The sequence below is a fragment of the Streptomyces sp. NPDC048415 genome (assembly GCF_040651675.1).
In the GTDB taxonomy this organism is placed as follows: Bacteria; Actinomycetota; Actinomycetes; order Streptomycetales; family Streptomycetaceae; genus Streptomyces.
This window is the reverse complement of the sequence record NZ_JBEZKJ010000109.1, coordinates 1-25,202: the sequence shown is the minus strand read 5'-3', so window position 1 is coordinate 25,202 and position 25,202 is coordinate 1. Positions and strand designations below refer to the sequence as shown.

General features: G+C 71.6%; 22 protein-coding genes and 1 tRNA gene. 12 read left to right on the top strand and 11 right to left on the bottom strand.

The window, feature by feature from the left end:
• Positions 1–58 precede the first annotated feature (58 nt).
• From mshC to AB0D27_RS39295, 4 genes are all read right to left on the bottom strand, one after another.
• Positions 59–1,288 (bottom strand): cysteine--1-D-myo-inosityl 2-amino-2-deoxy-alpha-D-glucopyranoside ligase, encoded by a 1,230-nt coding sequence (gene mshC, locus AB0D27_RS39310; protein WP_362518701.1) that lies wholly within the window; start codon positions 1,286–1,288, stop codon positions 59–61.
• A 261-nt stretch (positions 1,289–1,549) separates the two neighbouring features.
• The gene (locus AB0D27_RS39305) at positions 1,550–2,368 is read right to left on the bottom strand and encodes an SCO1664 family protein (RefSeq protein WP_362518698.1); all 819 of its coding nucleotides are present in this window, start codon (positions 2,366–2,368) and stop codon (positions 1,550–1,552) included.
• On the bottom strand, positions 2,332–2,922 hold the full coding sequence (locus AB0D27_RS39300) for a DUF3090 domain-containing protein (protein WP_362518696.1): 591 nt from the start codon (positions 2,920–2,922) through the stop codon (positions 2,332–2,334). The genes AB0D27_RS39305 and AB0D27_RS39300 overlap by 37 nt, the downstream gene beginning before the upstream one ends.
• A gap of 120 nt (positions 2,923–3,042) precedes the next feature.
• On the bottom strand, positions 3,043–3,729 hold the full coding sequence (locus AB0D27_RS39295) for a histidine phosphatase family protein (protein ID WP_362518693.1): 687 nt from the start codon (positions 3,727–3,729) through the stop codon (positions 3,043–3,045).
• Between the two features lie 98 nt (positions 3,730–3,827).
• Here AB0D27_RS39295 and corA point away from each other — a divergent pair, with 98 nt between their 5' ends.
• A complete protein-coding gene (gene corA / locus AB0D27_RS39290; protein ID WP_362518690.1) occupies positions 3,828–4,826 on the top strand; it encodes a magnesium/cobalt transporter CorA in 999 nt (332 codons plus the stop codon).
• A 62-nt stretch (positions 4,827–4,888) separates the two neighbouring features.
• Here the strand turns inward: corA and AB0D27_RS39285 are convergent, their stop codons facing one another.
• Both AB0D27_RS39285 and AB0D27_RS39280 read right to left on the bottom strand, forming a co-directional pair.
• Positions 4,889–5,677, bottom strand: a complete 789-nt coding sequence (locus AB0D27_RS39285; protein WP_362518687.1) for a ferritin-like domain-containing protein — start codon at positions 5,675–5,677, stop codon at positions 4,889–4,891.
• Positions 5,678–5,903: 226 nt separating this feature from the next.
• Complete coding sequence (locus tag AB0D27_RS39280) at positions 5,904–6,959, bottom strand: LLM class F420-dependent oxidoreductase (RefSeq protein WP_362518684.1); 1,056 nt, start codon at positions 6,957–6,959, stop codon at positions 5,904–5,906.
• 198 nt (positions 6,960–7,157) lie between these two features.
• Here AB0D27_RS39280 and AB0D27_RS39275 point away from each other — a divergent pair, with 198 nt between their 5' ends.
• Positions 7,158–8,141, top strand: a complete 984-nt coding sequence (locus tag AB0D27_RS39275; protein WP_362518678.1) for an aldo/keto reductase — start codon at positions 7,158–7,160, stop codon at positions 8,139–8,141.
• Complete coding sequence (locus tag AB0D27_RS39270; protein ID WP_362518675.1) at positions 8,138–10,321, top strand: helix-hairpin-helix domain-containing protein; 2,184 nt, start codon at positions 8,138–8,140, stop codon at positions 10,319–10,321. The genes AB0D27_RS39275 and AB0D27_RS39270 overlap by 4 nt, the downstream gene beginning before the upstream one ends.
• Before the next feature lie 75 nt (positions 10,322–10,396).
• On the opposite strand, the gene AB0D27_RS39265 is transcribed toward AB0D27_RS39270, so the two are convergent.
• Positions 10,397–11,110 (bottom strand): hypothetical protein, encoded by a 714-nt coding sequence (locus tag AB0D27_RS39265; RefSeq protein WP_362518672.1) that lies wholly within the window; start codon positions 11,108–11,110, stop codon positions 10,397–10,399.
• Positions 11,111–11,157: 47 nt separating this feature from the next.
• Between AB0D27_RS39265 and AB0D27_RS39260 the strand changes: the two genes are divergently transcribed.
• Positions 11,158–11,346, top strand: a complete 189-nt coding sequence (locus AB0D27_RS39260) for a DUF5703 family protein (RefSeq protein WP_362518669.1) — start codon at positions 11,158–11,160, stop codon at positions 11,344–11,346.
• A 118-nt stretch (positions 11,347–11,464) separates the two neighbouring features.
• Here AB0D27_RS39260 and AB0D27_RS39255 read toward each other — a convergent pair whose 3' ends face one another.
• The 3 genes from AB0D27_RS39255 to AB0D27_RS39245 form a co-directional block, all read right to left on the bottom strand.
• Positions 11,465–12,286, bottom strand: a complete 822-nt coding sequence (locus AB0D27_RS39255) for a chaplin (protein WP_362518667.1) — start codon at positions 12,284–12,286, stop codon at positions 11,465–11,467.
• Between the two features lie 178 nt (positions 12,287–12,464).
• On the bottom strand, positions 12,465–12,698 hold the full coding sequence (chpH, locus tag AB0D27_RS39250) for a chaplin ChpH (protein WP_362518664.1): 234 nt from the start codon (positions 12,696–12,698) through the stop codon (positions 12,465–12,467).
• Between the two features lie 145 nt (positions 12,699–12,843).
• Positions 12,844–14,169 carry a M20/M25/M40 family metallo-hydrolase gene (locus AB0D27_RS39245; RefSeq protein ID WP_362518662.1) on the bottom strand — a complete coding sequence of 442 codons (1,326 nt, stop codon included), beginning with the start codon at positions 14,167–14,169 and terminating at the stop codon, positions 12,844–12,846.
• A gap of 187 nt (positions 14,170–14,356) precedes the next feature.
• On the opposite strand from AB0D27_RS39245, the gene AB0D27_RS39240 reads away from it, so the two are divergent.
• The 4 genes from AB0D27_RS39240 (at position 14,357) to AB0D27_RS39225 (ending at position 20,438) form a co-directional block, all read left to right on the top strand.
• Positions 14,357–14,441: transfer RNA gene (locus AB0D27_RS39240), tRNA-Leu, on the top strand.
• Positions 14,442–14,725: 284 nt separating this feature from the next.
• The gene (locus tag AB0D27_RS39235) at positions 14,726–18,592 is read left to right on the top strand and encodes a Pls/PosA family non-ribosomal peptide synthetase (RefSeq protein WP_362518659.1); all 3,867 of its coding nucleotides are present in this window, start codon (positions 14,726–14,728) and stop codon (positions 18,590–18,592) included.
• A gap of 77 nt (positions 18,593–18,669) precedes the next feature.
• Entirely contained in the window at positions 18,670–20,049 is a 1,380-nt protein-coding gene (locus tag AB0D27_RS39230) for a M1 family metallopeptidase (protein WP_362518657.1), read from the top strand.
• Between the two features lie 14 nt (positions 20,050–20,063).
• Entirely contained in the window at positions 20,064–20,438 is a 375-nt protein-coding gene (locus tag AB0D27_RS39225) for a YchJ family metal-binding protein (RefSeq protein WP_362518654.1), read from the top strand.
• Positions 20,439–20,443: 5 nt separating this feature from the next.
• Here the strand turns inward: AB0D27_RS39225 and AB0D27_RS39220 are convergent, their stop codons facing one another.
• On the bottom strand, positions 20,444–21,145 hold the full coding sequence (locus AB0D27_RS39220) for a FadR/GntR family transcriptional regulator (protein WP_362518651.1): 702 nt from the start codon (positions 21,143–21,145) through the stop codon (positions 20,444–20,446).
• A 130-nt stretch (positions 21,146–21,275) separates the two neighbouring features.
• On the opposite strand from AB0D27_RS39220, the gene AB0D27_RS39215 reads away from it, so the two are divergent.
• From AB0D27_RS39215 to AB0D27_RS39200, 4 genes are all read left to right on the top strand, one after another.
• Positions 21,276–21,803: a gluconokinase gene (locus AB0D27_RS39215; protein ID WP_362518703.1), complete on the top strand. Its 528-nt coding sequence runs from the start codon at positions 21,276–21,278 to the stop codon at positions 21,801–21,803.
• Positions 21,804–21,885: 82 nt separating this feature from the next.
• Positions 21,886–23,283: a gluconate:H+ symporter gene (locus AB0D27_RS39210; protein ID WP_362518649.1), complete on the top strand. Its 1,398-nt coding sequence runs from the start codon at positions 21,886–21,888 to the stop codon at positions 23,281–23,283.
• A gap of 10 nt (positions 23,284–23,293) precedes the next feature.
• Positions 23,294–24,052, top strand: coding sequence for an SDR family oxidoreductase (locus AB0D27_RS39205; protein WP_362518647.1), 759 nt, complete (start codon positions 23,294–23,296; stop codon positions 24,050–24,052).
• Positions 24,053–24,081: 29 nt separating this feature from the next.
• The gene (locus AB0D27_RS39200) at positions 24,082–25,107 is read left to right on the top strand and encodes an L-idonate 5-dehydrogenase (protein WP_362518645.1); all 1,026 of its coding nucleotides are present in this window, start codon (positions 24,082–24,084) and stop codon (positions 25,105–25,107) included.
• The last annotated feature ends 95 nt before the right edge of the window (positions 25,108–25,202 follow it).

Sequence of the window (25,202 nt, the reverse complement as noted above, 5' to 3'; positions counted from 1 at the left end):
CCGGCGGATGTGGCCGCGGGGGGTTCCACCCCCCCCCGGCCCCCCGCCGCATGAGGAACTACAGGGCGACACCCAGCAGGGCGTCCACGGCGCGCGACACGACGCCGGGGGCGCCCTCGTCCGTGCCGCCCGTCTCGTGCTGGAGTGCGGCCCAGCGATCGACCGCGGCGAGCGCGGCCGGTGCGTCCAGGTCGTTCGCGAGGGCGTCGCGGATCTCCTGTACGAGCGCGTCGGCGGACGGCCCGTCGGGCCGCGACACCGCCGCCCGCCAGTTCTCCAGGCGGGCCACCGCGTGGTCGAGGACGGAGTCCGTCCACTCCCAGTCGGCCCGGTAGTGATGCGCCAGCAGCGCGAGCCGTATGGCGGCCGGATCGACCCCGTCGTAGCGGAGCTTGGACACGAAGACCAGGTTGCCCTTGGACTTCGACATCTTCTCGCCGTCGAGGGCGACCATGCCGGCGTGGACGTACGCCTTGGCCATCGGGAACTCGCCCGTCAGCACCTGGGCGTGCGAGGCGCCCATCTCATGGTGCGGGAAGGCGAGGTCGGAGCCGCCGCCCTGGACGTCGAAGCCCATGCCCAGGTGATCCAGGGCGATGGCGACGCACTCGATGTGCCAGCCGGGCCGGCCGCGCCCGAGCGAGCCGCCGTCCCAGCTGGGCTCACCCTCTCGCGCGGCCATCCAGAGCATCGGGTCGAGCGGGTTCTTCTTGCCCGGACGGTCCGGGTCGCCGCCCCGCTCGGCGGAGAGCAGCCGCATGGCGGCGGCGTCGAGGCCCGACACCTTGCCGAAGTTCGGGTCGGACTCGACGGAGAAGTACACATCCCCTTCGAGTTCGTACGCCGCTCCCGAGTCCCGCAGCCGCTCGACGAGCGGCACGATGCCGGGTATCGCCTCGACGGCGCCTATGTAGTGCCGCGGCGGCAGCATCCGCAGTGCCGTCATGTCCTCACGGAAGAGGGCGGTCTCCTTCTCGGCGAGTCCCACCCAGTCGACGCCGTCGCGCTCCGCCCGCTGCAGGAGCGGGTCGTCGACGTCGGTCACGTTCTGGACGTAGTGAACCTGCCGCTTGGTGTCGAGCCACACGCGCTGAACGAGGTCGAACGCGTTGTAGGTCGCCGCGTGACCGATGTGGGTCGCGTCGTACGGCGTGATGCCGCACACGTAGATACGGGCGACGGGACCGGGGTCAAGGGTGACGAGGCCACCGGTCGCGGTGTCGTGGATCCGGAGGTCGCGGCCCTCACCAGGCAGGGCGGGGACCTCAGAAGCGGGCCAGGCATGCATGTCATGAGCCTAACCGGACGGAACTTGCGTATACGAACCGGCCAGCGGCTGACGACCGAAAAGGCCCTCTTGCGCGTGGCGCCGCCCTGTGCCGCAGCGCCCTTCTGCCGGGCCGGAGTCCGAGCCGGGCCCGAGTCCGAGCCGGGCCCGAGTCCGAGCCGGGCTGGGGTGTGCGCGCTTACCGGCGCGGCAGCGTGCCGCTCTCTTTGGGACGGGTGCCGTCCCCGGGCGGCACTCAGGCCTGCAGCTACGTCCGTGACGTCACACCGGCGGCCACGGAATCGCAGGCCACTCCCCGCTTGGTTCCGGGTGCTTCCCGGAGCCGAGCAGCGCCTCGACACGCGCGCGCGTGGCATCCACCTCAGCGGGCGTGATGAGTTCGGCCAGCCGAGTGGCCAGCGCCGCGCCCGGCGCCAAGCCGTCCCGCAGGGAAGTGAGCACCGAGACCGCCTCGGAGACCAGCGGCTCCCCCGCCCATCCCCACAACAACGTGCGCAGTTTGTTCTCGGCGTTGAAGGTGACCCCGTGGTCGATCCCGTACAGGCGGCCATCGCCGTCGGGCAGCAGATGACCGCCCTTGCGATCGGCGTTGTTGATCACGGCGTCGAGGACGGCGAGCCGGCGCAGCCGGACGTCGTCGGCGTGCACGAGCAGCGCCGTCTCGCCCTCGCCGACCTCGGCGAAGCCGATGGCCTTCCAGCCGTCCGCGGGCTCCTCGCCCGCCACCAGGGCGAGCAGGTCCGATTCCGGCGTCGCCTCGATCCACAGCTGGCACATGCCCTCGCCGTACGGTCCCTCGCGCAGCACGGTGGGCGGCACGAGCCCCCACCCGGTCGCCTCGGAGACCTCGTACGCCGCGACCTCGCGCTGCGCCAGGGTGCCGTCGGGGAAGTCCCACAGGGGCCGCTCCCCGGCGACCGGCTTGTAGACACAGAACGCGTCGCGGCCCTCGTACGACACGGAGCAGTACAGCACCGCGTTCGAGGCCTCACGGATCTGTCCGCGCACCTTCAGCTCGCCCTTGGCGAGCAGCTCGGCCGTGGTCACGCTCCGCGGCGGTATCCGTTCTGGCGCGGACATACGTGTCCTTCCGGGTCGAGCGGGAGGCTGCACAGCGGGCAGGGCGGCCGGCCCGCGTTGACCACGTCGAGGGCGCGCTTGGCGAAGGCCCGGGCCTGCGCGCCGGTGAGCCGGACCCGGAGCATCGGCGGACCGTTCTCCTCGTCCTGGAGCAGCCGCTCCTCGGCCTCCGCGAGGTCCTCGTCGGACTCGGCGTCGAGCTCCACGAGAGCCTGCGCCTCGACGATCATGCGCTGTTCGTCACCGTCCCAGGCCAGCGCCATGGTCCCGACCCGGAACTCCTCCTCGACGGGGGTCTCCAGGGGATCGGTGTCGGACACCTCGGCCGGGGCCATGGCGGGGACGGGCGCGCTTCCCCCGGTGCGCCGTACGACCTCGTCGAGGAGTTCGTCCATGCGCTCGGCGAGCGCGGCGACCTGGGTCTTCTCCAGGGCCACACTGGTCACCCGGGGCCCTGAGGAGGCCTGCAGGAAGAAGGTACGGCGCCCGGGCAACCCGACCGTACCGGCCACGAAACGGTCCGGGGGGTCGTAGAGGAACACCTGACGGGACACGTCCTGTCTCCATTGAATCGACATGAGGACCGGCTGACTGCGTCGGCCCGCATCGGCTGCTGAGAACCTGCTGACAACTACTGTGCTGCTTCGACCGCTTCACCCTACTGCGGCCGACGATCACGGTGCGCCCGCATCGCCCCCGACCGGGGCGTCGTCGCTCGGGGCTTCCTCGCGCGGCGCCAGGGACGCGAAATCACCGGTGTCCCCGAGACGTACGAGAAACGGCCTCAACCGTGTGTAACGGATCGCGGTGATGGAACACGGTTCGACAGAGATCCGCTGGAAGAGGTCGAGATGAAGTCCGAGTGCGTCCGCGACAAGGGATTTGATGATGTCGCCGTGCGAGCACATGAGGTACACGGCGTCCCCGCCGTGATCGCGCTCCACGCGCGCGTTCCACTCGCGTACCGCCTCGGCGGCCCGTGTCTGCATGGCCCGCATCGATTCGCCACCGGGGAACGCCGCCGCGGACGGATGCGCCTGTACGACGTCCATCAGCGGCTCGTCCTTCAGCTCGGCGAGCTTGCGGCCGGACCAGTCGCCGTAGTGGGCCTCCCCGATGCGCTCGTCGCTGTGCGCCCGCAGCTCGGGCCTGGCGTCGAGGAGCGGCTGGACGGTCTCCTGGCAGCGTTGCAGGGGGCTGGTGACGACCTCGGAGATCGGCAGCCCGGCGAGCCGCCCCGGAAGGGCCGCGGCCTGCTCGGCGCCGCGCTCGTCGAGGGCCACGCCGGGCGTCCAGCCGGCGAGCAGTCCCGCGGTGTTGGCGGTGGAACGTCCATGCCGGACGAGGATCAGGGTGGGCATGCGGCCCAGCGTAAACGGACGCCGGGGGAACGAGGCCCGGCCCCTGGGAGGCGGCGGCCGGAGTGCGCTACGCCCCGGGCGGCGGAAGAATACGCTCCGTGATCGTCGACTGCGCCATCTACCGTGACGGACAGCGGACTGAGGGCCCCGACGACCTATCGGACGCGCTGGACGAGGCGCGTGCCTCCCATGACGCCTTCGTGTGGATCGGGCTGCACGAGCCGACGGAGAAGGAGTTCGACCTCGTCACCGAGGAGTTCGGGCTGCACCCGCTGGCGGTCGAGGACGCCCTGAAGGCGCACCAGCGGCCCAAGCTGGAGGTCTACGACGACTCGCTCTTCCTGGTCCTCAAGCCGGTCGTGTACGAGCCCGACAGCGACGCCGTCTCCACCGGCGAGGTCATGATCTTCATCGGGGACTCCTTCGTGGTGACGGTCCGGCACGGCGAGGGCTCGCCCCTCGGGGCCGTACGGCGCCGTCTTGAGGCGGACCCCGAGATGCTCAGGCACGGCCCGACGACGGTGCTCTACTCGATCGCGGACGCCATCGTCGACCACTATCTGGAGGTGGCCACCGAGCTGCAGACCGACCTGGAGGAGCTGGAGGCGGAGGTCTTCTCGCCGACGGTCGGCGGCTCGCGCAACACGGCGTCCAGGATCTACACGTTCAAGCGGCAGGTGCTGGAGTTCCGCAGGGCCACGGTCCCGCTGGCGCTGCCGCTGTCCCGGCTGTCGGGCCCGGGCGTCTCCGGCGCGGCAGTGCCCTTCGTGAACGACGAGGCGCAGCCCTTCTTCCGTGACGTCAACGACCATCTGACGCGCGTGAACGAGTCCGTGGAGGGTCTGGACCGGCTGGTCTCCGACATCCTCTCGGCGCATCTCGCGCAGATGAGCGTGCGGCAGAACGACGACATGCGGAAGATCTCCGCGTGGGCGGCCATGGCCGCGGTACCCACCATGATCGCGGGGATCTACGGGATGAACTTCGACCACATGCCCGAGCTGCACTGGCTGTGGTCGTATCCGGCGGTGCTGCTGGCGATGGCGGCGCTGGAGGTCCTGCTGTACCGACTGTTCAAGCGGCGGGGGTGGCTCTGAGAGCGGGGCTCACGCGCGCGTGGCCGCGTGTCACGCGAAACCCGGGTGCTCGCGCGCGTGGGTCACGCGAATTCGGTTGCCGCCGTCGCGGGACCGCCCAGCGCGTCGCGCCGCTCGGGCGTCCTGAGCGAGACCATCCGGCGCCAGCCCCCCGCCCGCTCATACGCGTACACGGCGTGAATGCCGGCGGCGAGCACCGCCGCCCTGGCCCTGGACCAGCCGAGGATGCGCCCCATGTGGGCCATCACGGCGAGGCTGACGTCCCGGTAGACGCGGATCTCCGCGAGCGCGCACTCGCGCAGCGCCCGCTGGATGGCGCGGCCGTGTCCGGTGTACGCGAGGCGCAGCAGTTCCTCGTGGCAGTAGGCGAGGTGGTTGTTCTCGTCACTGGAGATCATCTTCACCGCGCGGCCGATGTCGGGGTGGTCGGCGAAGCACCTGCGCAGCAGCTCCATCTGCTCGGAGGCGCGCTGCTCGGTGACCCGGCTGTGGGAGAGGTAGGTGACGATGTCCTGCACGGTGAGCGGCTGGTCGCCCTTGAGCCGCTCGTGCGCCAGACCGATCCCGTGCCGCTCCAGGAGCATGGTGTAGTCGGTGTCCGGCGGGACGGCGACGGACTCCAGCCCGCGCTTCTTCATGAGGGCGTTGAAGATCCGCCCGTGTTTGTCCTCGTCGGCGCCGTGCCGGGCGATCTTGGGCGCGAGCGCGCGTTCGGCCGGCGGGATCAGGGCGGCGATCCGCCCGTTCTCCCAGCCCCCCTGCGACTCCCCACTGGCGGCGATGGAGCAGAAGAGCCGGAACGACTCGTCGTTGGCGAGGATTTCCTGGAACAGACTCTTGGCCGAAAGCATCGCTGACACCTCTCTGCAGGGTTGCGCAGAAAACGAGTCAAATGGGATGCCAGGAGCACGGCAACCGATGTGTCGGACAAATCCGCCAAACGGCGGACGGGGAGGCAGGCCCCGGCGCGTAACCAAGGGGGCGCCCACGCGTTGTTCCCCGTGACGGCCGTGGCGGGGAAGACCCCCGAGCCCCCACCACGGCCGCGGAAACTCTCCCGCGAAGTTGTCGCCCGCGTTACGCGAGACCGGCCCGCTCGAGGGCGTCGGAACCGGCCCGGAGCGAGGCGATCCGGTCGTCCAGCGTGAAGCCCGCGGGGGCCAGCGTGAGCGTGGTGACCCCGGCAGCGGCGTAGGCCTTCATACGGTCGGCGATGCGGTCGACGGAGCCGAGCAGGGTGGTCTGGTCGATCAGGGAGTGCGGGATGGCGGCGGCCGCGCCCTCCTTGTCGCCGGACAGGTACTTGTCCTGGATCTCGGCGGCTTCCTTCTCGTAGCCCATGCGCTGGGCGAGCTGATTGTAGAAGTTCTGCTTGCGGCTGCCCATGCCGCCGACGTACAGGGCGGTGTACGGGCGGAACATGTCGGCGAGCGTCGGCACGTCCTTGTCGTCGCCGAGGGCGAGCGGCAGCGTCGGGCAGACGTCGAAGCCCTCCATCGTCTTGCCGGCCTTCTCGCGGCCCGCTCGCAGGTAGGTGATCGCGGTGTCCTCGAGGTGGTCGGCCGAGGGGAAGATCAGCAGCGCGCCGTCGGCGATCTCGCCGGTCTGCTCGAGGTTCTTGGGGCCGATCGCGGCGATGTACAGCGGGATGTGCTCGCGCTCGGGGTGCACGGTCAGCTTGAGCGGCTTGCCCGGGCCGCCCGGCAGCGGCAGGGTCCAGTGTTCGCCCTCGTAGGAGAGCCGCTCCCGCGTCATCGCCTTCCGTACGATCGCCACGTACTCCCGGGTGCGGGCCAGCGGCTTGTCGAACTTGACGCCGTACCAGCCCTCGGAGACCTGCGGTCCCGAGACACCGAGGCCGAGGCGGAAGCGGCCACCGGAGAGCGAGTCCAGGGTCGCGGCGGTCATCGCGGTCATCGCGGGCTGACGGGCCGGGATCTGGAAGATGGCCGAGCCCACGTCGATGCGCTCGGTCTGGGCGGCGACCCAGGTGAGCACGGTGGCCGCGTCGGAGCCGTAGGCCTCGGCGGCCCAGCAGACGGCGTATCCGAGCCGGTCGGCCTCCTGGGCGACGGCGAGATTGTCCGCGTCCATTCCGGCGCCCCAGTAGCCGAGGTTGATCCCGAGCTGCATGGCCGATCCCCTTACCGATCAGTAATGTCCCTTGTGCCGCAGACCCTAGCGTCCCGGTGGGCGCGGCGGCAGGGACGGGTTGGCGCTCGGCCGGTCCGGGTTGTCCACCGGACGCTGGTCCCACTTGTCCACAGGACGCCGTTTCCGGTTGTCCACAGGGACCCACGTACCGAGTTCCGGCCAGTAATCTCGGCGTTCATGGAGCAGAGGCATCTCGGCCGTACCGGCCTGCGTGTGTCCCGGATCGGACTCGGCACCCTCACCTGGGGGCGGGACACCGCCGAGCATGACGCCGCGGACCTCTTGAAGGTGTTCTGGGAAGCGGGCGGAACCCTCGTAGACACCGCGGACGTGTACGGGGACGGGGAGGCCGAGTATCTCCTCGGACGCCTCATAGAAGGGCTCGTGCCGCGCCGGGACCTGGTCATCTCGACGAAGGCGGGGAGCGTGCCCGACCCCGACCGCCGCTTCGACGGCTCGCGCGGCCATCTGCTGTCCGCCCTCGACGCCTCGCTCACCCGCCTGGGCACGGACCACGTGGACCTGTGGCACGTCCACGCGTACGACCCCGGCACCCCTCTGGACGAGACCCTCCAGGCCCTCGACCTGGCCGTCAGCAGCGGTCGCGCGCGCTATGCGGGCGTGTCCAACTTCTGCGGCTGGCAGCTCGCCAAGGCGGCGACCTGGCAGCTCGCCGCTCCTGGGACGCGCACCCGTCTGGCCAGTACGCAGATGGAGTACTCGCTGCTCCAGCGCGGCGTCGAGCGGGAGGTGCTGCCCGCCGCCCTCGACCTCGGCGTCGGCCTGCTGCCCTCCTCGCCGCTGGGGCGGGGCGTGCTCACGGGCAAGTACCGGGGCGGCACGCCCTCCGACTCCCGGGGCGGCTCGGAGCATCTCGCGCCGTTCGTCGCGCCGTACCTGGACGACACGGCGAGCAGCATCGTGGACGCGGTGACGACCGCGGCGGACGGCCTCGCGGTCACCCCGCTCCAGGTGGCTCTCGCCTGGGTCCGCGACCGGCCCGGCGTCGCCGCCCCCGTCGTCGGCGCGCGCAACGCACAGCAGCTCACGGCCGCGTTGTCAGTGGAGGCCCTTAGTCTTCCTGACGAGATCTGCCGGGCGCTCGACGATGTGTCGGCACCGGTGCACCACTATCCCGATCACGACTGGAGCACGCTGTGAGCACGGAGCAGCCCGAGACCACGGAGGAAGCGGAGCCGGCGGCGCCGGGCGCCGACGCGCCCTCCGAGGACGTGAAGACGGACGCGGAGGCGTCCGAGGGGAGCGAAGGCGCCGAGGGCTCCGAAGACACCTCGAAACTGACCGAGGCCGAGGCGGAGTTGGCGGCCCAGCGCCTTGAGCGTGAGCGGATCGAGCGGCGGAAGGCTGAAAGGCAGGGGCCCATCGAGGCCGGGGCCAAGCTCAGCGGGACGGCCGCGGAGCTGCTCGCGGCGGTACGGGCCGTGGAAAGCGGCGAGAAGCCCATGGCCACCGCGTTCCGCGAGCCCGCGCCGGCGCCGCGCAGAAGCGCGCAGGAGCCGGTGCGGCGGCCGCAGCCCGTGGTCGCCCCGGCCGCCACGCCCACGGCCGCCGCACCGGAAACCGTCGAGGCCGTACGCGCCGTGCTGACCGGCGGCGGCGCGCCCGACGCGCTCGCGCCGCAGGTCGTCGCGGCCCTGGGCGAGGGCGCCGACGAGCGACTGCGCGAGGACCCGTGGCAGTTGCTGCGGGTCACCGGGGTGCGGCCCGAGCAGGCCGACGGGTTCGCCCGGGCGCTGCTCGGCGCGGAGTGCGGCCCGGACGACGAGCGGCGCGGACGGGCGCTCACCGTGTGGCTCCTGGAGCAGGCGGCCCTGGCCGGGCACACGGCCCTCGACGCCCCGGCGCTCAGCGCCGCGCTCACCCAGCGCTCGGTGCCGGATCCGGACGCGGCCGTGCAGAGCGCTCTCGCCGAGGGCGAGGCCCTGGTCTTCCAGGACGCCCTCGACACGGCGCCCGCCGCGCGAGAAGAGCGGGAAGAGGGAGACGAGGAGTCCGAGGAGCGCCCGGTCCGCGTCCTCATCGGCCTGGAGCGGTATGCCCTGGCGGAGGAGAGCCTCGCCGACGGACTGGCCCGGGTGATGAACTCCGTACCGAAGGAGGACGGTTCGGCCGCCGACTGGGAGCGGGCCGCCACCTCCACGACCGGCTCCGCCGCGGAGCTGATCCGCGCCGTCGCCGGTCACGGCCTCGTCCTGCACACCGGCGGCGAGGCCTCCCGCACGGAAGCGGCAGCACTGGTCGCCGCGGCCACCCACCTCGGCCTGCGGGCATGCGCCGCCACACACACGACCGACGGCCACCACCGCTTCGCGGCACTGCTGACGGGGGTGCGGGACGGTGCGGCGACCCAGACGGGGGCGGGGCCGCAGGTGGCGACCGTCGCCGGGCTGCTTGCCGGAGTCGAAGGACCCGGGCGGGACGCGGACGGCGCGCTGGACCTCGACCTGCTCGTCGTCCTCGACGCGCCGCAGCTCGATGTCGAGACGGCGGCCGTGCTGGCGGAGTCGCTGCCGGACGGGGCGCGGCTGGTGCTGAGCGGGGATCCGGCGGTGCTGTGGTCGGCCGGGCCGGGGCGGGTCTTCGCGGACCTGCTCGCCGCCCGCGCGTGCCCGCAGGTGGCCTCGCGGACGCCTGATCCAGGGCCCATCGGCGAGCTCGTCTCCGGGGTCGGCATCGGGGAGCTCAACCAGGTGGAGGCGCCCGGCAAGGAGGTCGTGATCGTCCCCGTGCGCGACGCCGGCGACGCGGTGCACCGCACAGTGCAGCTGGTCGCGGACTCGGTTCCGCGCGCGATCGGCATCCCGGCCGAGCAGACACAGGTGATCACACCGGGGCACGGCGGCGCGGTCGGCACCCGCGCGCTGAACACGGCGCTCAAGGAGCGGCTGAACCCCGGCCCGGGCCGTTTCGGCGGCTTCGACCCGGGCGACCGGATCGCGTACTCCCCCGCGCCGGGCCGTTCGGTGCCGGGGCACGTGGTGAAGGCCGACGCCGACGGGCTGCACCTGGAATGCGCGAGCATCCCCGTCGTCGTACCGAAGGAGCGGGTGGAGCAGTCCGTGCGGCACGGCTGGGCGCTCACGGCGCACCAGGCGGTGGGCATGCGCTGGCCCGCGGCGGTCGTGGTGCTCCCCGGCGACGCGGCGCAGTCCCTGACCAGGTCCTGGGTGTACACGGCCTTCGGCCGGGCCGAGCGGCACCTGTCCGTGGTCCACGGGGTGGAACAGGCCCTGCCGCGTGCGGTGGCCGAGGTTCCGCAGAAACCGCGCACCACCCGTCTGTCCGCCCTGCTCAAGGCCCAGGTGCCGGCCTCGGGCTGACCTCTCCGTGCAGGGGGTGGCGGCCACCGAATCCGGTGACCGCCACCCCCCTGCACCCTCAGTGATCCGCCGTACTCAACGATCCGCGTCCAAGGGGTCCAACGGTTCCAGGGGGTCCAACGGCTCGAGATCCTCGCTGGGGCCGAGGTCGCCCTCCAGATCGTCGTCCGGCTCGTCGTCGAAGACCGCGCTGACGTCGAAGCGGCAGACGACCCGCTGCGGGTCGATCGATTCGAACGGGGCCTCCAGCCACTCGCCGGGCTCGGCGGGTTCGTCAGCGGCGGTCACCCAGAGTGTCGAGTCGCCCTCCTCGAGGCCGAACTCCTTGTGCCGGGAGGCGATCTCGTCCGGTTCGAACTCGCCGAACAGAACCCCGAGCGCCCCATGGATCGTGCCGGACGCCGCGTCGAAGCCCGCGGTGGCGGTGGCCCCGTCCTCCTCCACGGCCTCCACCCGCTGGGCCTGCGCCAGCAGTCGCTGCGGCTCCACCACCGCGTAGTCCCGGCGGATCAGGACGCTCAGCGCGTTCGGTTCCTCCGGGCCCGTATACGGCGGCAGCGTGTCTTCCGTACCGGGGATCTCGAAGGGCGTGACCTCGTCGTAACGGTCGTAGAGGAGCTCGTCGTACTCCTCGGCCGCGGCGGCCAGCTCGTTGAACGCCTCGTAGACGGCCGGGTCGTCATCACCCGTCCTGCGCTCGACCGCGGCCAGGTGGCGGTCGAGTGCGGTCTTGACTGCCTCGGCGGCGGCGCGTACCTCGGCAGCGGTGGGCTGCACAGCATCAGACATAGTGCAGACGCTATCCGCACAGGGCCTCTGCCCGCACAATAGATGCGATGCCGGAATACGAATTTGTCGACGTGTACGTGCCGCGCGGGGTCTCCCGCACGGACACGACACGCCTGCTGACGGACCATGCCGAGTACGGACACTGGGAGTTGGACCGCCTGAGCCTGCTGCGCGACGGCAGCCGCAGGGTGCGGCTGCGCCGACGGATCATCCGCCAGGTACGCGCCACGTGGTGACGGAAGGCGACCGAAACGGAGCGGGCCCCGCCAGTGCGGGGCCCGCTCCGTTTCCGACGCCACCGGGGAAGTGTGTGGCGTCGTGGTGACACCCGCGCCGCTTCGGGCAGCGGCGGTGCTACGCCGCCGATCGCGCCCGGCGGTAGAGCACGGCCCCTGCCAGCAGCGCCCCCGCGCCCGCGGGCACGATCAGGCCGAGCGGCAGGTCACTGCCGGTGTGGGCGAGCTGCGCGGTGCCCAGCGGCTGGGTGACGGACCGGGCCCCCGGGTGGTTGGTGTGCGAGGAGCCGCCCGGGTGGTTGCCGCCCTGGGTGGGCGGGGTGCTCGGGTGACCGGGGTGCCCAGGAGTGCCGGGAGTCCCCGGCTTGCCGGGCTGACCCGGGTGGCCCGGGTGCCCGGGATTCCCCGGCTGGCCCGGAGGCGGCGTCTGGTGTCCGCCGCCGGGCGGAGTGGTGGCGTGACCGCCGCCCTCCCCGTTCGCGCACTCGTTGCCCGCCGCCGCGTTGCCGACTCCGATCACGCTCGCGCTGTTGCCGCAGACGTTGACCGGCACGTCGATCGGCACCTGTACGTGGTTGCCGGAGCCGACGCCCGGCGAGTCACTGGCGTGGCCGCCGGCCTGTGAGCCGCCGGAGTGGGAGCCGCCGGAGTGGGAGCCTCCGTCGCCGTAGCCACCCCCGGACGAACCGCTGCCGCCGCCGTGATTGACGCACTTGTTGCCCATGGCCGGGTTGAGCACCCCGACCACGTTCACGGTGTTGCCGCAGACATTGACCGGCACGTGCACGGGCGCCTGCACCGTGTTGCCCGACAGCACGCCGGGCGAGTCCGAACTGAAACCGTTCGCACCCGAGTCGGCGTGTGCGTAGCCGCCGGTGACGGCGAGTACGCCGCTCGCTGCCGCCACGGTCATCAGGCCCTTGCGGGTGACCTGTCGCATAGCTGTTTCCCTGCCTTAGTCCTGGACTTGGACCTTCCGGAACGCGCACGCACCGACAAGGCGCGTGCGCGGAAAGCCGGTCGGCCCCGGAGCGCATGGGGCGCACACCGAGGCCGACGGGCTCAGACCCTCACGAAGGGACCCTCATGGGGCGACCCTCACGGGGTGAGGCACAACGTCACTTGTTGATACAGGTGTTGCCGAAGGCGGGGTTCAGCAGCCCGATCACGGAGACCGTGTTGCCGCAGACGTTCACCGGGACATGAACGGGCACCTGGACGACGTTGCCGGACACGACACCCGGGGAGTGCACGGCGGCACCCTGGGCACCGGCATCGGCGACGGCCAGGCCCGCACCCGCGAGAACCAGACCACCAGTGGCAGCCGCAGCGGCGACGACCTTCTTGATCATTATTCCTCCTTGTTGGCAAATGCGATCCAAGTAGCTGATCGCATCACCTGTAACGAGGAGGGAGTAATGGAGCTACGAGCTTATCGTCGCATTCACCCCTACCGGGTGATCTCCGTACGTGCGGGCGAATAGCGGCGTCAACTCGTCACGACGCGTCGATGAAACGGTCGAGTACGCGCACGCCGAACTTCAGCGCATCCACCGGCACCCGCTCGTCGACGCCGTGGAACATGCCCGCGAAGTCCAGCTCCGGCGGCAGCTTCAGCGGCGCGAAGCCGAAGCAGCGCACCCCGAGGTCGGCGAAGGACTTGGCGTCGGTGCCGGCCGAGAGCATGTACGGCACGGCGCGCGCGATCGGGTCCTCGGCGGACAGCGCGGTCTGCATGGCGTCGACGAGGGCTCCGTCGAAGCCGGTCTCCAGCGCCTTGTCCGCGTGCACGTCCTCGCGCTTCACCCGCGGGCCGAGAACGCGGTCCAGGTCGGCGAGGAATTCCTCCTCGTAGCCCGGCAGGTATCGCCCATCGACGTGCGCGGTGGCCTGCCCGGGAATCACGTTGACCTTGTAACCGGCACCCAGCTGGGTCGGGTTCGCGGTGTTCTGCAGGGAAGCGCCGATGAGCTTGGCGATGCCGCCGAGCTTGGCGAGCGTCTCGTCCATGTTCTCCGGGTCGAGCTCGGTGCCGAGCGCGTCGCCGAGTTCGTCGAGGAAGTGCCGCAGCGTCTTGGTGACGCGGACCGGGAACTTGTGCCGCCCGAGCCGGCCGACCGCCTCCGACAGCTCGGTGATCGCGTTGTCGCGGTGGATCATCGAACCGTGACCGGCGGTGCCGTCCACGGTCAGCTTCATCCAGTGCATGCCCTTCTGCGCGGTCTCCACGAGGTACAGCCGCAGCTTCTCGTTGACCGTGAAGGAGAACCCGCCGACCTCGCCGATCGCCTCCGTGACCCCCTCGAAGAGGTCCGGGTGGTTGTCGACGAGGTGCCGGGCGCCCCAGGTGCCGCCGGCCTCCTCGTCCGCGAGGAAGGCGAGCACGATGTCGCGGGGCGGCTTGCGCCCGCTGCGCAGCCGGTCGCGTACGACCGCCAGCGTCATGGCGTCCATGTCCTTCATGTCGACCGCGCCACGGCCCCACACCATCCCGTCGGCGATCTCGCCGGAGAAGGGGTGGTGGGTCCAGTCCGCCGCGTTGGCCGGTACGACGTCGGTGTGGCCGTGGATGAGCAGGGCGGGCCGCGAGGGATCCTCGCCCTCGATGCGGGCCACCGTGGAGGCGCGCCCCTTGTGCGACTCGAAGATCCGCGGTTCGAGCCCCACCTCGGCCAGCTTCTCGGCCACGTACTCCGCGGCCTTGCGCTCGCCCGGCCCGGAGTGGTCGCCGTAGTTGCTGGTGTCGATCTGGATCAGCTCGCGACAGAGGTCCACGACCTCGTCCTCGCCCGTGACGCCCTTGGCCGTGTCCGTCTCGCTCACGCTGATTCCTCCCACTGTCACTGCTGGTGGTCCCCCTCATCCTCTCTCCGACCCCCTCCCCACCCCAAGGCCGGACCCGGTCCGTCACACGCCGTTCACGCGGCGACCGGGGGTGATCAGGGGCCCGGGAAAGCCTGGTAATGTTTCCTCTGTCGCCGCAGGGGAAACCCCGCGCGACAGACACCTTGTCCGGGTGGCGGAATGGCAGACGCGCTAGCTTGAGGTGCTAGTGCCCTTTATCGGGCGTGGGGGTTCAAGTCCCCCCTCGGACACACGAGATGAGCGAGGGCCGCGACCAACTGGTCGCGGCCCTCGCTCGTTGTGTTGCGGGCAGGTGTGGGGCAGATCTCGTCAGGATGACAGACCCCCACGTCAGGGCTCCGGAATGCCTGCTTCCGGTGGCCTTGGAAGACCTCCTCGCATGGCCGGTGACCTGGTGCGCGGTTAGCGTCGTACTAAAATTCCAGGCTTGTTTGGAGCTGGACCGGAATATCCCCAGGCGTACCTGCGGGCCCGCCAGCGCCCCGGACGTTCCGGGAACACACGTGAGGACCCGATGGCAGCCCTCCAGCAAGGCCCCGCACTCGCGTTGTCCGACGACGAGGTGCGTGCGGAGTTCGGTGGTCAGGCGCGCTTTCCCGCCTCCTCGGCCGCCTCGCCGCGCACGCTCGTCGACATCCTCGACGCCTCCGTCCGGGCGCACCCCGACGAGCCCGCCCTGGACGACGGCCACCGATGCCTCACCTACCGTGCCCTGGCCGTCGAGGTCGAGGCGCTGCGGCGGCGGCTCGCGGACGCCGGGGTCGGGCTCGGCGACCGGGTCGGCGTGCGGGTCCCTTCCGGCACCAATGAGCTGTACGTGGCGATCCTCGCCGTGCTGGCGGCCGGTGCCGCCTACGTGCCGGTGGACGCCGAGGACCCGGACGAGCGGGCCGAGTTGGTGTTCGACGAGGCGGACGTGCGGGCGGTCGTCGGGGCCGGGCACGAGCTGACCGTCAGCGGCGCCTCGGACGTTCCCGCCGCGCGGCCCGGCGTCGAGCACGATGCGTGGATCATCTTCACCTCCGGATCCACCGGCAGGCCCAAGGGCGTGGCGGTGAGTCACCGCAGCGCCGCCGCGTTCGTGGACGCCGAGGCCGGCCTGTTCCTCACCGAGGACCCGATCGGCCCGGGCGACCGGGTCATGGCGGGCCTGTCCGTCGCCTTCGACGCCTCCTGCGAGGAGATGTGGCTGGCCTGGCGGTACGGCGCCTGTCTGGTGCCCGTGCCGCGCGCGCAGGTCCGCAGCGGCGCGGACCTCGGGCCGTGGCTGGTCGAGCAGGAGATCAGCGTCGTCTCGACCGTGCCGACGCTGGCCGCCCTCTGGGAGCCCGAGACCCTCAACGACGTACGCCTGCTGATCTTCGGCGGCGAGGCCTGCCCGCCCGAGCTGGCGCAGCGGCTCGTGACGGAGGGGCGGGAGGTCTGGAACACGTACGGGCCGACCGAGGCGACCGTGGTGGCCTGTGCCTCCCTCATGACCGGCGAGGAGCCGATCCGCATCGGGCTGCCGCTCAGCGGCTGGGAGCTGGCCGTCGTCGACGAGGCCGGGGACCTTGTGCCGATGGGCGCCAGTGGCCAGCTCGTGATCGGCGGTGTCGGGCTCGCCCGGTACCTCGACGCCGAGAAGGACGCGGAGAAGTACGCGCCGCTTCAGGCGCTCGGCTGGGAGCGGGCGTACCGCAGTGGTGACCTGGTCAAGGCGGAGCCGGAGGGGCTGATCTTCCTCGGGCGGGCCGACGAGCAGATCAAGCTCGGCGGACGCCGGATCGAGCTGGGTGAGGTGGACGCGGCGCTCCAGGCGCTGCCCGGCGTGGCGGGTGCCGCCGCCGCTGTGCGCACCGCCCGCGGCGGCAACCAGCTGCTCGTCGGCTATGTCGTCACCCAGGACGGCTGGGACCACGCCACCGCCGTCGAGAAGCTCCGCGCCGAACTGCCCGCGGCCCTGGTGCCGCTGCTCGCGCCGGTGGAGGACCTGCCGACCCGAACCTCCGGCAAGGTCGACCGCACCGCCCTGCCGTGGCCGCTGGACGGTCTGCAGACCGCCGGCGCGAAGGAGCAGCTCTACGGCACCGAGGCGTGGCTCGCCGAACAGTGGAGCGAGGTCCTCGGCATCCCCGTCGCCGGCGCGTCCGACGACTTCTTCGCGATCGGCGGCAGCAGCCTCGCCGCCGCGCAGCTCACGACGAGGCTGCGCACCCGCTACCCGAGCGCCGCCGTGCTCGACATCTATCAGCAGCCCGCCCTGCGCAAGCTGGCCCGCCACCTGGAGAAGTCCGCGCAGGACGACGGCGCCGAGCGGACCGTCGCGCCGGTTCCGATGCGCGCCAAGGCGGCCCAACTGCTGTTGCTCCTCCCCCTCTTCACCCTGCTCGGGCTGCGCTGGACGGTGGCGCTGGCCGCGCTGGGGAACGTACTGCGTCCGTACTCCTGGCTGCCTACGGCGCCTTGGTGGGCCGTGGGGGCCGGTGCGGTGCTGTTCTTCAGCCCGCCCGGGCGCCTCGCGATCGCCGCGGGCGGCGCACGGCTGCTGCTGCGCGACGTGAAGCCCGGCCAGTACCCGCGCGGCGGAAGCGTCCATCTGCGGCTGTGGACGGCGGAGCGGCTCGCCGAGTTCAGCGGGGCGACCTCGCTGACCGGTTCCTGGCTCGAGCGGTACGCCCGTGCCCTGGGCGCCAAGGTCGGCCCGAATGTGGATCTGCACTCGCTGCCTCCGGTGACCGGCATGCTCAAGCTGGGCCGGGGAGCCGCCGTCGAGTCCGAGGTCGACCTGTCGGGGCACTGGCTGGACGGTGACCGGCTGGAGATCGGCGCGGTGAGGGTGGGCGCCGGCGCGGTGGTCGGGACGCGCAGCATGCTGTTCCCGGGCGCGCGGGTCGGCAAGCGGGCCGAGGTGGCCCCCGGTTCCGCGGTGGCCGGGCAGATTCCGACCGGGCAGCGCTGGGCCGGAGCGCCGGCGGTCAAGCTCGGCAAGGCCAAGCGGGGCTGGCCCAAGGAGCGGCCGCGGCGCGGCACGTACTGGCGGGCCATGTACGGGGCGAGCGGGTTCGCGCTGACCGCGCTGCCCGTGCTGGCGGGCCTCGCCGCGCTTGTCGTGGTCCGGGTGTTCGTGAGCGCGGACGCCGGGCTCGGCGAGGCCGTGCGCGGTGCCGCGCTCGCCCTGGTGCCGGCGACACTCGCCTTCGGCCTCGCGTACGCGCTGCTGCTCCTGATCGCCGTACGCCTGCTGAGCCTCGGGCTGCGGGAGGGGACGCACCCCACGCACGGCCGGATCGGCTGGCAGGCATGGACGGTCACCCAGCTGATGGACCGCTCCCGGGAGACGCTTTTCCCGCTGTACGCGGGGCTGATCACGCCGGTGTGGCTGCGGCTGCTGGGCATGCGGATCGGGCGGGGCGCCGAGGTCTCCACCGTGCTGGCGCTGCCGAGCCTCACGACGGTCGGTGAGGGCGCGTTCCTCGCGGACGACACACTGACCGCGCCGTACGAGCTCGGTGGCGGCTGGATGCGGATCGGGCGGGCCGAGATCGGGCGGCGGGCGTTCCTCGGCAACTCGGGGATGACCGCGCCGGGCCGCAGCGTGCCGGACGGCGGTCTGGTCGGGGTGCTGTCGGCGACGCCGAAGAAGGCGAAGAAGGGCAGCTCGTATCTGGGGTTGCCGCCGGTGAGGCTGCCGCGTTCGGCGCGGGGCGGCGACCCGAGCCGTACGTACGACCCGCCCGCGCGGCTGCTGTGGGCGCGGGGCCTGGTGGAGCTGTGCCGGATCGTGCCGGTGTTCTGCTCGGCGGCGCTCGCGGTGCTGACCGTGGCCGCGCTCAGCGCGCTGGGGGCGTGGGCCTGGGCCCTCTGCGGGCTGGTGCTGCTGGGGGTCGGCGGGATCGCGTGTCTGGTGTCCATCGTGGCGAAGTGGCTGCTCGTGGGCCGGCACCGCGGCGGTGAGCACCCGCTGTGGAGCGGTTTCGTGTGGCGCAACGAGCTGGCCGACACGTTCGTCGAGGTGGTGGCCGTGCCGTGGCTGGCCGGATCCGTGCCCGGTACGCCGCTGATGACGGCGTGGCTGCGCGGGCTCGGCGCCCGGATCGGCAGGGGCGCCTGGGTCGAGAGCTACTGGCTGCCCGAGACGGATCTGGTCACCCTCGGGGACGCGGTCACGGTCAACCGGGGCTGTGTGCTGCAGACCCACCTCTTCCACGACCGGATCTTGCGGACGGATACTGTGGTCCTCCGTGAGGGCGCCACGCTGGGCCCGGGCGGAATCGTCCTGCCCGGCAGCACCGTCGGGGCCCGCTCCACCCTGGGTCCGGCGTCGCTCGTGATGGCGGCGGAGTCCGTTCCCGACGACACCCGCTGGCTGGGCAACCCGATCGAGGCATGGCGTTCATAGAAGACGCTGCCGGATCGGATACGAAGGGCGGTACAGCGGCACGTCGTACGAGCACAGGGCAGGGAGCAGTTGCAGCGGTGAGCGTTCAGCAGACAGTGGGCTCGGACCCGTACTTCCCGGCCAACGGTGATCCCCGCTACCGGGTGCACCGGTACGAGCTCGCGCTGGACTACCGCCCCGGCCCCAATCGGCTCTCCGGCACCGCGCGGCTCAACGCCATAGCGGGCCGTGCTCCGCTCACCGAGTTCCAACTGAACCTGGCCGACTTCCGGATCGGCCGGATCCGCGTCGACGGCAAGGCGCCGCATTACACGCACCGGGGCGGCAAGCTTCGCGTCCGCCCCGCGAAGCCGGTCCGGGCGGGAGCCGCCTTCACCGTCGAGGTGCACTGGTCGGGCAACCCCAAACCGGTGAACAGCCCCTGGGGCGGGATCGGTTGGGAGGAGCTGGAGGACGGGGCGCTGGTGGCGAGCCAGCCGGTCGGGGCGCCGTCGTGGTACCCCTGCAACGACCGCCCGGCCGACAAGGCCTCGTACCAGATCTCGATCACCACACCCTCCGCGTACACGGTGGTGGCGGGCGGGCGTCTGCTGACCCGTACGACGAAGGCGTCGACGACCACCTGGGTCTACGAGCAGTCGGCGCCGACCTCCAGCTATCTGGTCGGGTTGTCGATCGGCAAGTACCAGACGGTGCTGCTGGGCGACCCGGGCCTCGGCGGTGTCCCGCAGGCCGGGCATCTGCCCGCGCATCTGCTCGCCGAGTTCTCCCGGGACTTCGCGCGCCAGCCCGCGATGATGGAGCTCTTCGAGGACCTCTTCGGGCCCTACCCGTTCGGCGAGTACGCGGTGGTCGTGACGGAGGAGGAACTCGATGTGCCCGTCGAGGCGCAGGGGTTGTCGCTGTTCGGCGCCAACCACGTGGACGGGGCGCGGGGTTCGGAGCGGCTGGTCGCGCACGAGCTGGCGCATCAGTGGTTCGGCAACAGTGTGTCCATCGCGGACTGGCGGCACATCTGGCTGAACGAGGGGTTCGCGAAGTACGCCGAGTGGTTGTGGTCGGAGCGCTGCGGTGGGCGCCCGGCGCAGCAGCTGGCCGCCGCCGCGCACCGGAAGCTGTCCGCGCAGCCGCAGGACCTGTGTCTGTCCGACCCGGGCCGCAAGCTGATGTTCGACGACCGGCTCTACGAGCGCGGCGGGCTCACCCTGCACGCCGTCCGCCGCGCGACGGGCGACGACGCCTTCTTCCGTATGCTGCGCGGCTGGGCCACCCTGCATCGCGGCGGCGCGGTCACCACCACGGCCTTCACCTCGCATGTCGCGCGCTACACGGCCGAGCCCCTGGACGACCTGTTCACGGCGTGGCTGTACGAGACGGAGCTGCCGCCCCTGCCGACGCTCGACGCGCCGGTCCCGGCACGGCCCGCCCACCCGCCGACGAACGCGGACTCCGCCTAGGCACAATGGGGCCCATGACCAGTCGTTCCTGCCCCTGCGGGCTCCCCGAGCCGTACGCGAAGTGCTGTGGCCGCTTCCACCGTGGCGAGGCCGCGGCGCCGACCGCCGAGGCGCTGATGCGCTCGCGGTACTGCGCCTTCGTGAAGCAGGACGAGGGGTATCTGCTGCGGACCTGGCATCCGCGGACACGGCCGTCCCGGGTGGAGTTCGACCCGGGGATGCGGTGGAGCGGCCTGGAGATTCTCGGTACGGAGCAGGGGTCGGGGTTCCACTCCGTGGGGACCGTGACCTTCCGGGCGTCCTACCGTGGCGGCTCGCTGCACGAGCGGAGCCGGTTCGAGCGGGTCGACGGGGCGTGGGTGTACCTCGACGGGGACTTCCTGGAGTAGGACGCCTACGGAGCGAGGATGTCCAGCTCCTGGAGCGCGCCGACGGTGATCTCGCGGGTGAGCTGCTCGGCGCGGGTCGCGTCGCCCTCGCGGACGGCTTCGGCGACCTGGACGTGCAGGGTGACGGCGGCGGGGTCGGGGTCCTCGAACATCACTTCATGGTGGGTACGGCCCGCCAGGACCTCCCTGACGACGTCACCGAGTCGGGCGAACATCTCGTTGCCGGACGCGTTGAGGATCACCCGATGGAAGGCGACGTCGTGGACGAGATACCCCTCCAGCTGGTGCCCGCGTGAGGTGGCGACCATGCCGAGGGCGCACTCCGTGAGCTCCGCGCACTGCTCGGCCGTGGCATGCCGCGCGGCCAGGCCCGCGGCGACGGGTTCGACGGCGGAGCGCAGCACGGTGAGTGAACGCAGCTGGTGGGGGCGGTCGGCGCCGGCCAGTCGCCACCGGATGACCTGAGGGTCGTACACATTCCACTCGTCCTTGGGGCGGACCGTCACGCCGACGCGGCGGCGGGATTCGACGAGGTGCATGGATTCGAGCACCCGGACCGCCTCGCGCATCACGGAACGTGACACCTCGAAGCTCTGCGCGAGCTCGTCGGTGCGCAGGACGCTCCCCGGCGGGTACTCGCCCGCCGTGATGGCCGGCCCGAGGGTTTCCAGTACATGTCCGTGCAGCCCCCGGCCCCGTGTGGTCATGGGGTCAGCGTACGAGGCAGACCCTCGGAACAAAAAGTCAGACTTATATGTCACAGACTCTTGAATTTGTCGTACCTAATGAGTTTCAGTGTCGTCGACATCAGATGTCGACGAAGACAGCGAGAGCACGATGCAGCTGACGTGTACCCCCCATGTCGTCGTCGTCATGGGCGTGGCAGGGACCGGGAAAACCACCATCGGTCCCCTGCTCGCGGCCCGGCTCGGCGTTCCGTACGCCGAGGGCGACGACTTCCACCCCCCGGCCAACATCGCCAAGATGACGGCCGGGACGCCGCTGACCGACGAGGACCGGTGGCCCTGGCTGGACGCCATCGGCCGCTGGGCGCACGACCGGGCCGGGCTCGGCGGAGTGGTCAGCAGCTCGGCGCTGAAGCGCGGTTACCGGGACCGGCTGCGGGCGGCGGCGCCCGGGGTCGTGTTCGTGCACCTCACCGGTGACCGCGCGCTCATCGAGGACCGGATGTCGCACCGCGAGGGGCACTTCATGCCGACGGCACTCCTGGACTCCCAGTTCGCCACCCTCCAGCCGCTGGAGGAGGACGAGGCGGGTGTCGCCGTGGACGTGTCGGGCGGCCCGGGGGAGATCACCGAGCGGGCCGTGGCCGCGCTCCAGGGTCTCGCCCTGCCCTCGAGGTAAGCCCCTCTCCCCCCACGAGTAAGCACCTTCCCCCACTTTTCCCCCTTCGTACCTTCCTCACGTCTCAAGCAAGGGATCCACCGTGACCAGACTCAGCGTCGAGATGCTGGCAGCGGACGCCGTCGAGCCGATCACCTCGGCGGGCCATGCTCAGCTGGGCATCGCCGTGCTGGCGGCCATCGCCGTCATCGTCCTGCTCATCACCCAGTTCAAGGTGCACGCCTTCCTGGCCCTGACCATCGGCTCGCTCGCCCTCGGCGCGTTCGCCGGGGCGCCGCTCGACAAGACCATCGTCAGCTTCACGACCGGGCTCGGCTCGACCGTCGCCGGTGTCGGTGTCCTGATCGCGCTGGGCGCGATCCTCGGCAAACTGCTCGCCGACTCCGGCGGCGCGGACCAGATCGTCGACACGATCCTCGCCAAGGCGGGCGGGCGCGCCATGCCGTGGGCGATGGTGCTGATCGCCTCGGTCATCGGTCTGCCGCTCTTCTTCGAGGTCGGCATCGTGCTGCTGATCCCGGTCGTGCTGATGGTCGCCAAGCGCGGCAACTACTCCCTGATGCGCATCGGCATCCCGGCGCTCGCGGGTCTGTCCGTGATGCACGGCCTGATCCCGCCGCACCCCGGCCCGCTGGTCGCCATCGACGCGGTCAAGGCGAACCTCGGCATCACGCTCGCCCTGGGTGTCCTGGTCGCCATCCCGACGGTGATCGTCGCCGGTCCGCTCTTCTCCAAGGTCGCGGCCCGCTGGGTGGACGTTCCCGCCCCCGACCGCATGACCCCCACCCGCGCCTCCGATGAACTGGAGAAGCGCCCCGGCTTCGGCGCCACCCTCGCCACCGTGCTGCTGCCGGTCGTGCTGATGCTCTCCAAGGCCCTGGTCGACGTCATCGTCGACGACCCCGCACACAAGGTCCAGCGTGTCTTCGACGTCATCGGCTCGCCGCTGATCGCACTGCTCGCGGCCGTGATCGTGGGCATGTTCACCCTCGGCCGGGCGGCCGGCTTCACCAAGGAGCGCCTCTCGACCACCGTCGAGAAGTCCCTCGCTCCCATCGCGGGCATCCTGCTGATCGTCGGCGCGGGCGGCGGCTTCAAGCAGACGCTGATCGACTCCGGAGTGGGCCAGATGATCCTGGACATCTCCAAGGACTGGTCGATCCCCGCCCTGCTCCTGGGCTGGCTGATCGCGGTGGCCATCCGGCTCGCGACCGGTTCGGCGACCGTCGCCACCATCTCGGCCGCCGGTCTCGTCGCCCCTCTCGCCGCCGACATGTCGACCGTCCACACCTCCCTCCTGGTGCTGGCCATCGGCGCGGGCTCGCTCTTCTTCAGCCATGTCAACGACGCCGGGTTCTGGCTGGTCAAGGAGTACTTCGGGCTGAGCGTCGGCCAGACGATCAAGACCTGGTCCGTCATGGAGACGATCATCTCGGTGGTCGCCGGCGGACTGGTCCTGCTGCTGTCCCTCGTGATCTAGGAGTACGGGGATGACTCACCCTCTCTTCGACATCAGCGGCCGCATGGCCCTGGTCACCGGCTCCAGCCGGGGCATCGGGCTCGCGCTGGCGCGCGGGCTGGCCGAGGCGGGCTGCACCGTCGTCCTCAACGGACGGGACGCCGAGCGGCTCACCAAGGCCGCCTCACAACTGTCCGGTGATGTCCACACGGCGGTGTTCGACGTCACCGACGGTCCCTCGGTCGCCGCCGGAATCGCGGACGTCGAAGAACGGGTGGGCCCGCTCGACATCCTCGTCAACAACGCGGGCATGCAACTGCGCGCCCCGCTCCTGGAGTTCACGGACACGGACTGGCACCGGATCCTGAACACCAACCTCACGAGCGCGTTCCTGGTGGGCCGCGAGGCCGCGCGAGGGATGACCGAGCGCGGTCACGGCAAGATCATCAACATCTGCTCGCTGCAGAGCGAGGTCGTCCGCCCGGGCATCGCCCCGTACGCGGCCACCAAGGGTGCGCTGAAGATGCTCACCAAGGGCATGTGCGCCGACTGGGGCCCGTACGGGGTGCAGGTCAACGGGCTCGGCCCCGGTTACATCGAGACCGAGCTCACCCAACCGCTCGTGGATGACGAGGAGTTCAGCGCGTGGGTGCGGCGGCGCACCCCGGCCGGGCGCTGGGGCCGCACGGACGACCTGGTCGGCGGGGTGCTCTTCCTCGCCTCGCCCGCGGCGGACTTCGTGAGCGGGCAGGTGCTGTACGTCGACGGCGGCATGACGAGTGTGCTGTGAAGGTCTGAAGCTCTGAAGGGGACTTGGCGATGCTCGGTTGCGTGATCCACGGCCAGGGCGACCTGCGGGTCGACGAACTCCCCGTACCGTCCCCCGGTCCCGGCCAGGCCCTCGTCGCCGTCCGGTACGGCGGGGTGTGCGGCTCCGACCTGCACTACTGGCGGCACGGCGGGGTCGGGGACTTCCGGCTGCGAGAACCGATGGTGCTCGGGCACGAGGTCGTGGGGACGGTGGTCTCGTACGGTGCAGGCGCCTCCGGACCCGCGCCGGGTACGGCCGTTGCCGTGCACCCGGCGACGCCGTGCGGGCTCTGCCCGGAATGCGCGGACGGCCGCGCGAACGTGTGCCGCGACACGCGGTACCTGGGCAGCGCCGCCCGCACACCGCACGTCCAGGGCGGTTTCGCGGCCCAAATCGTGGTTCCGGCCGGTCAGTTGCGTGCCGTGCCCGCGGGCCTCGACCTCGGGCGGGCCGCGCTCGCCGAGCCGCTGTCCGTCGCGCTGCACGCGGTACGGCGGGCGGGGGCCGTGTGCGGCAGGCATGTGCTGGTGACCGGGGCCGGGCCCATCGGCTGCCTCGTGGTGGCCGCCGCGAAGGCCGCGGGCGCGGCGCGGGTCACCGTCACGGATGTGCTGCCGCGGGCGCTGGCGTACGCCGTCTCGGCGGGCGCGGACGCGGTCGTACGGGCCGACGATCCCGCCGATCCCTCGTGGCCGGCCGAGGTCGACGCCGCCGTCGAGGCGTCCGGCGTCGCCGCGGGGCTCGACACCTGCCTGCGCCTCGTGCGGCGCGGCGGGGTGGTGGTCCAGCTCGGGATGCTGCCGCCCGGGCAGAGTTCGTTTGCGGGGAACCTGGTGGTGAGCCGGGAGGTAGAACTGCGCGGCGCGTTTCGCTTCGACGCGGAGTTCGACGACGCGCTGGCCCTGCTCGCGGCCGAGCCCCGTTTCGACGCGCTGGTCAGCGCGGTGGTGCCGCTCGGCGAGGCGGAGTCGGCGTTCGCCTTGGCGGCGGACCGCAGCCGGTCCTGCAAGGTGCTGCTGGACTTCGGGGGGTAGGCGGTTTTCGCCCCCTCCGCCCCTACCCGTCCCGTCCTTGGGGGCTCCGCCCCCAAACCCCCGCTCCTCAAACGCCGGAGGGGCTGATTTCAGCC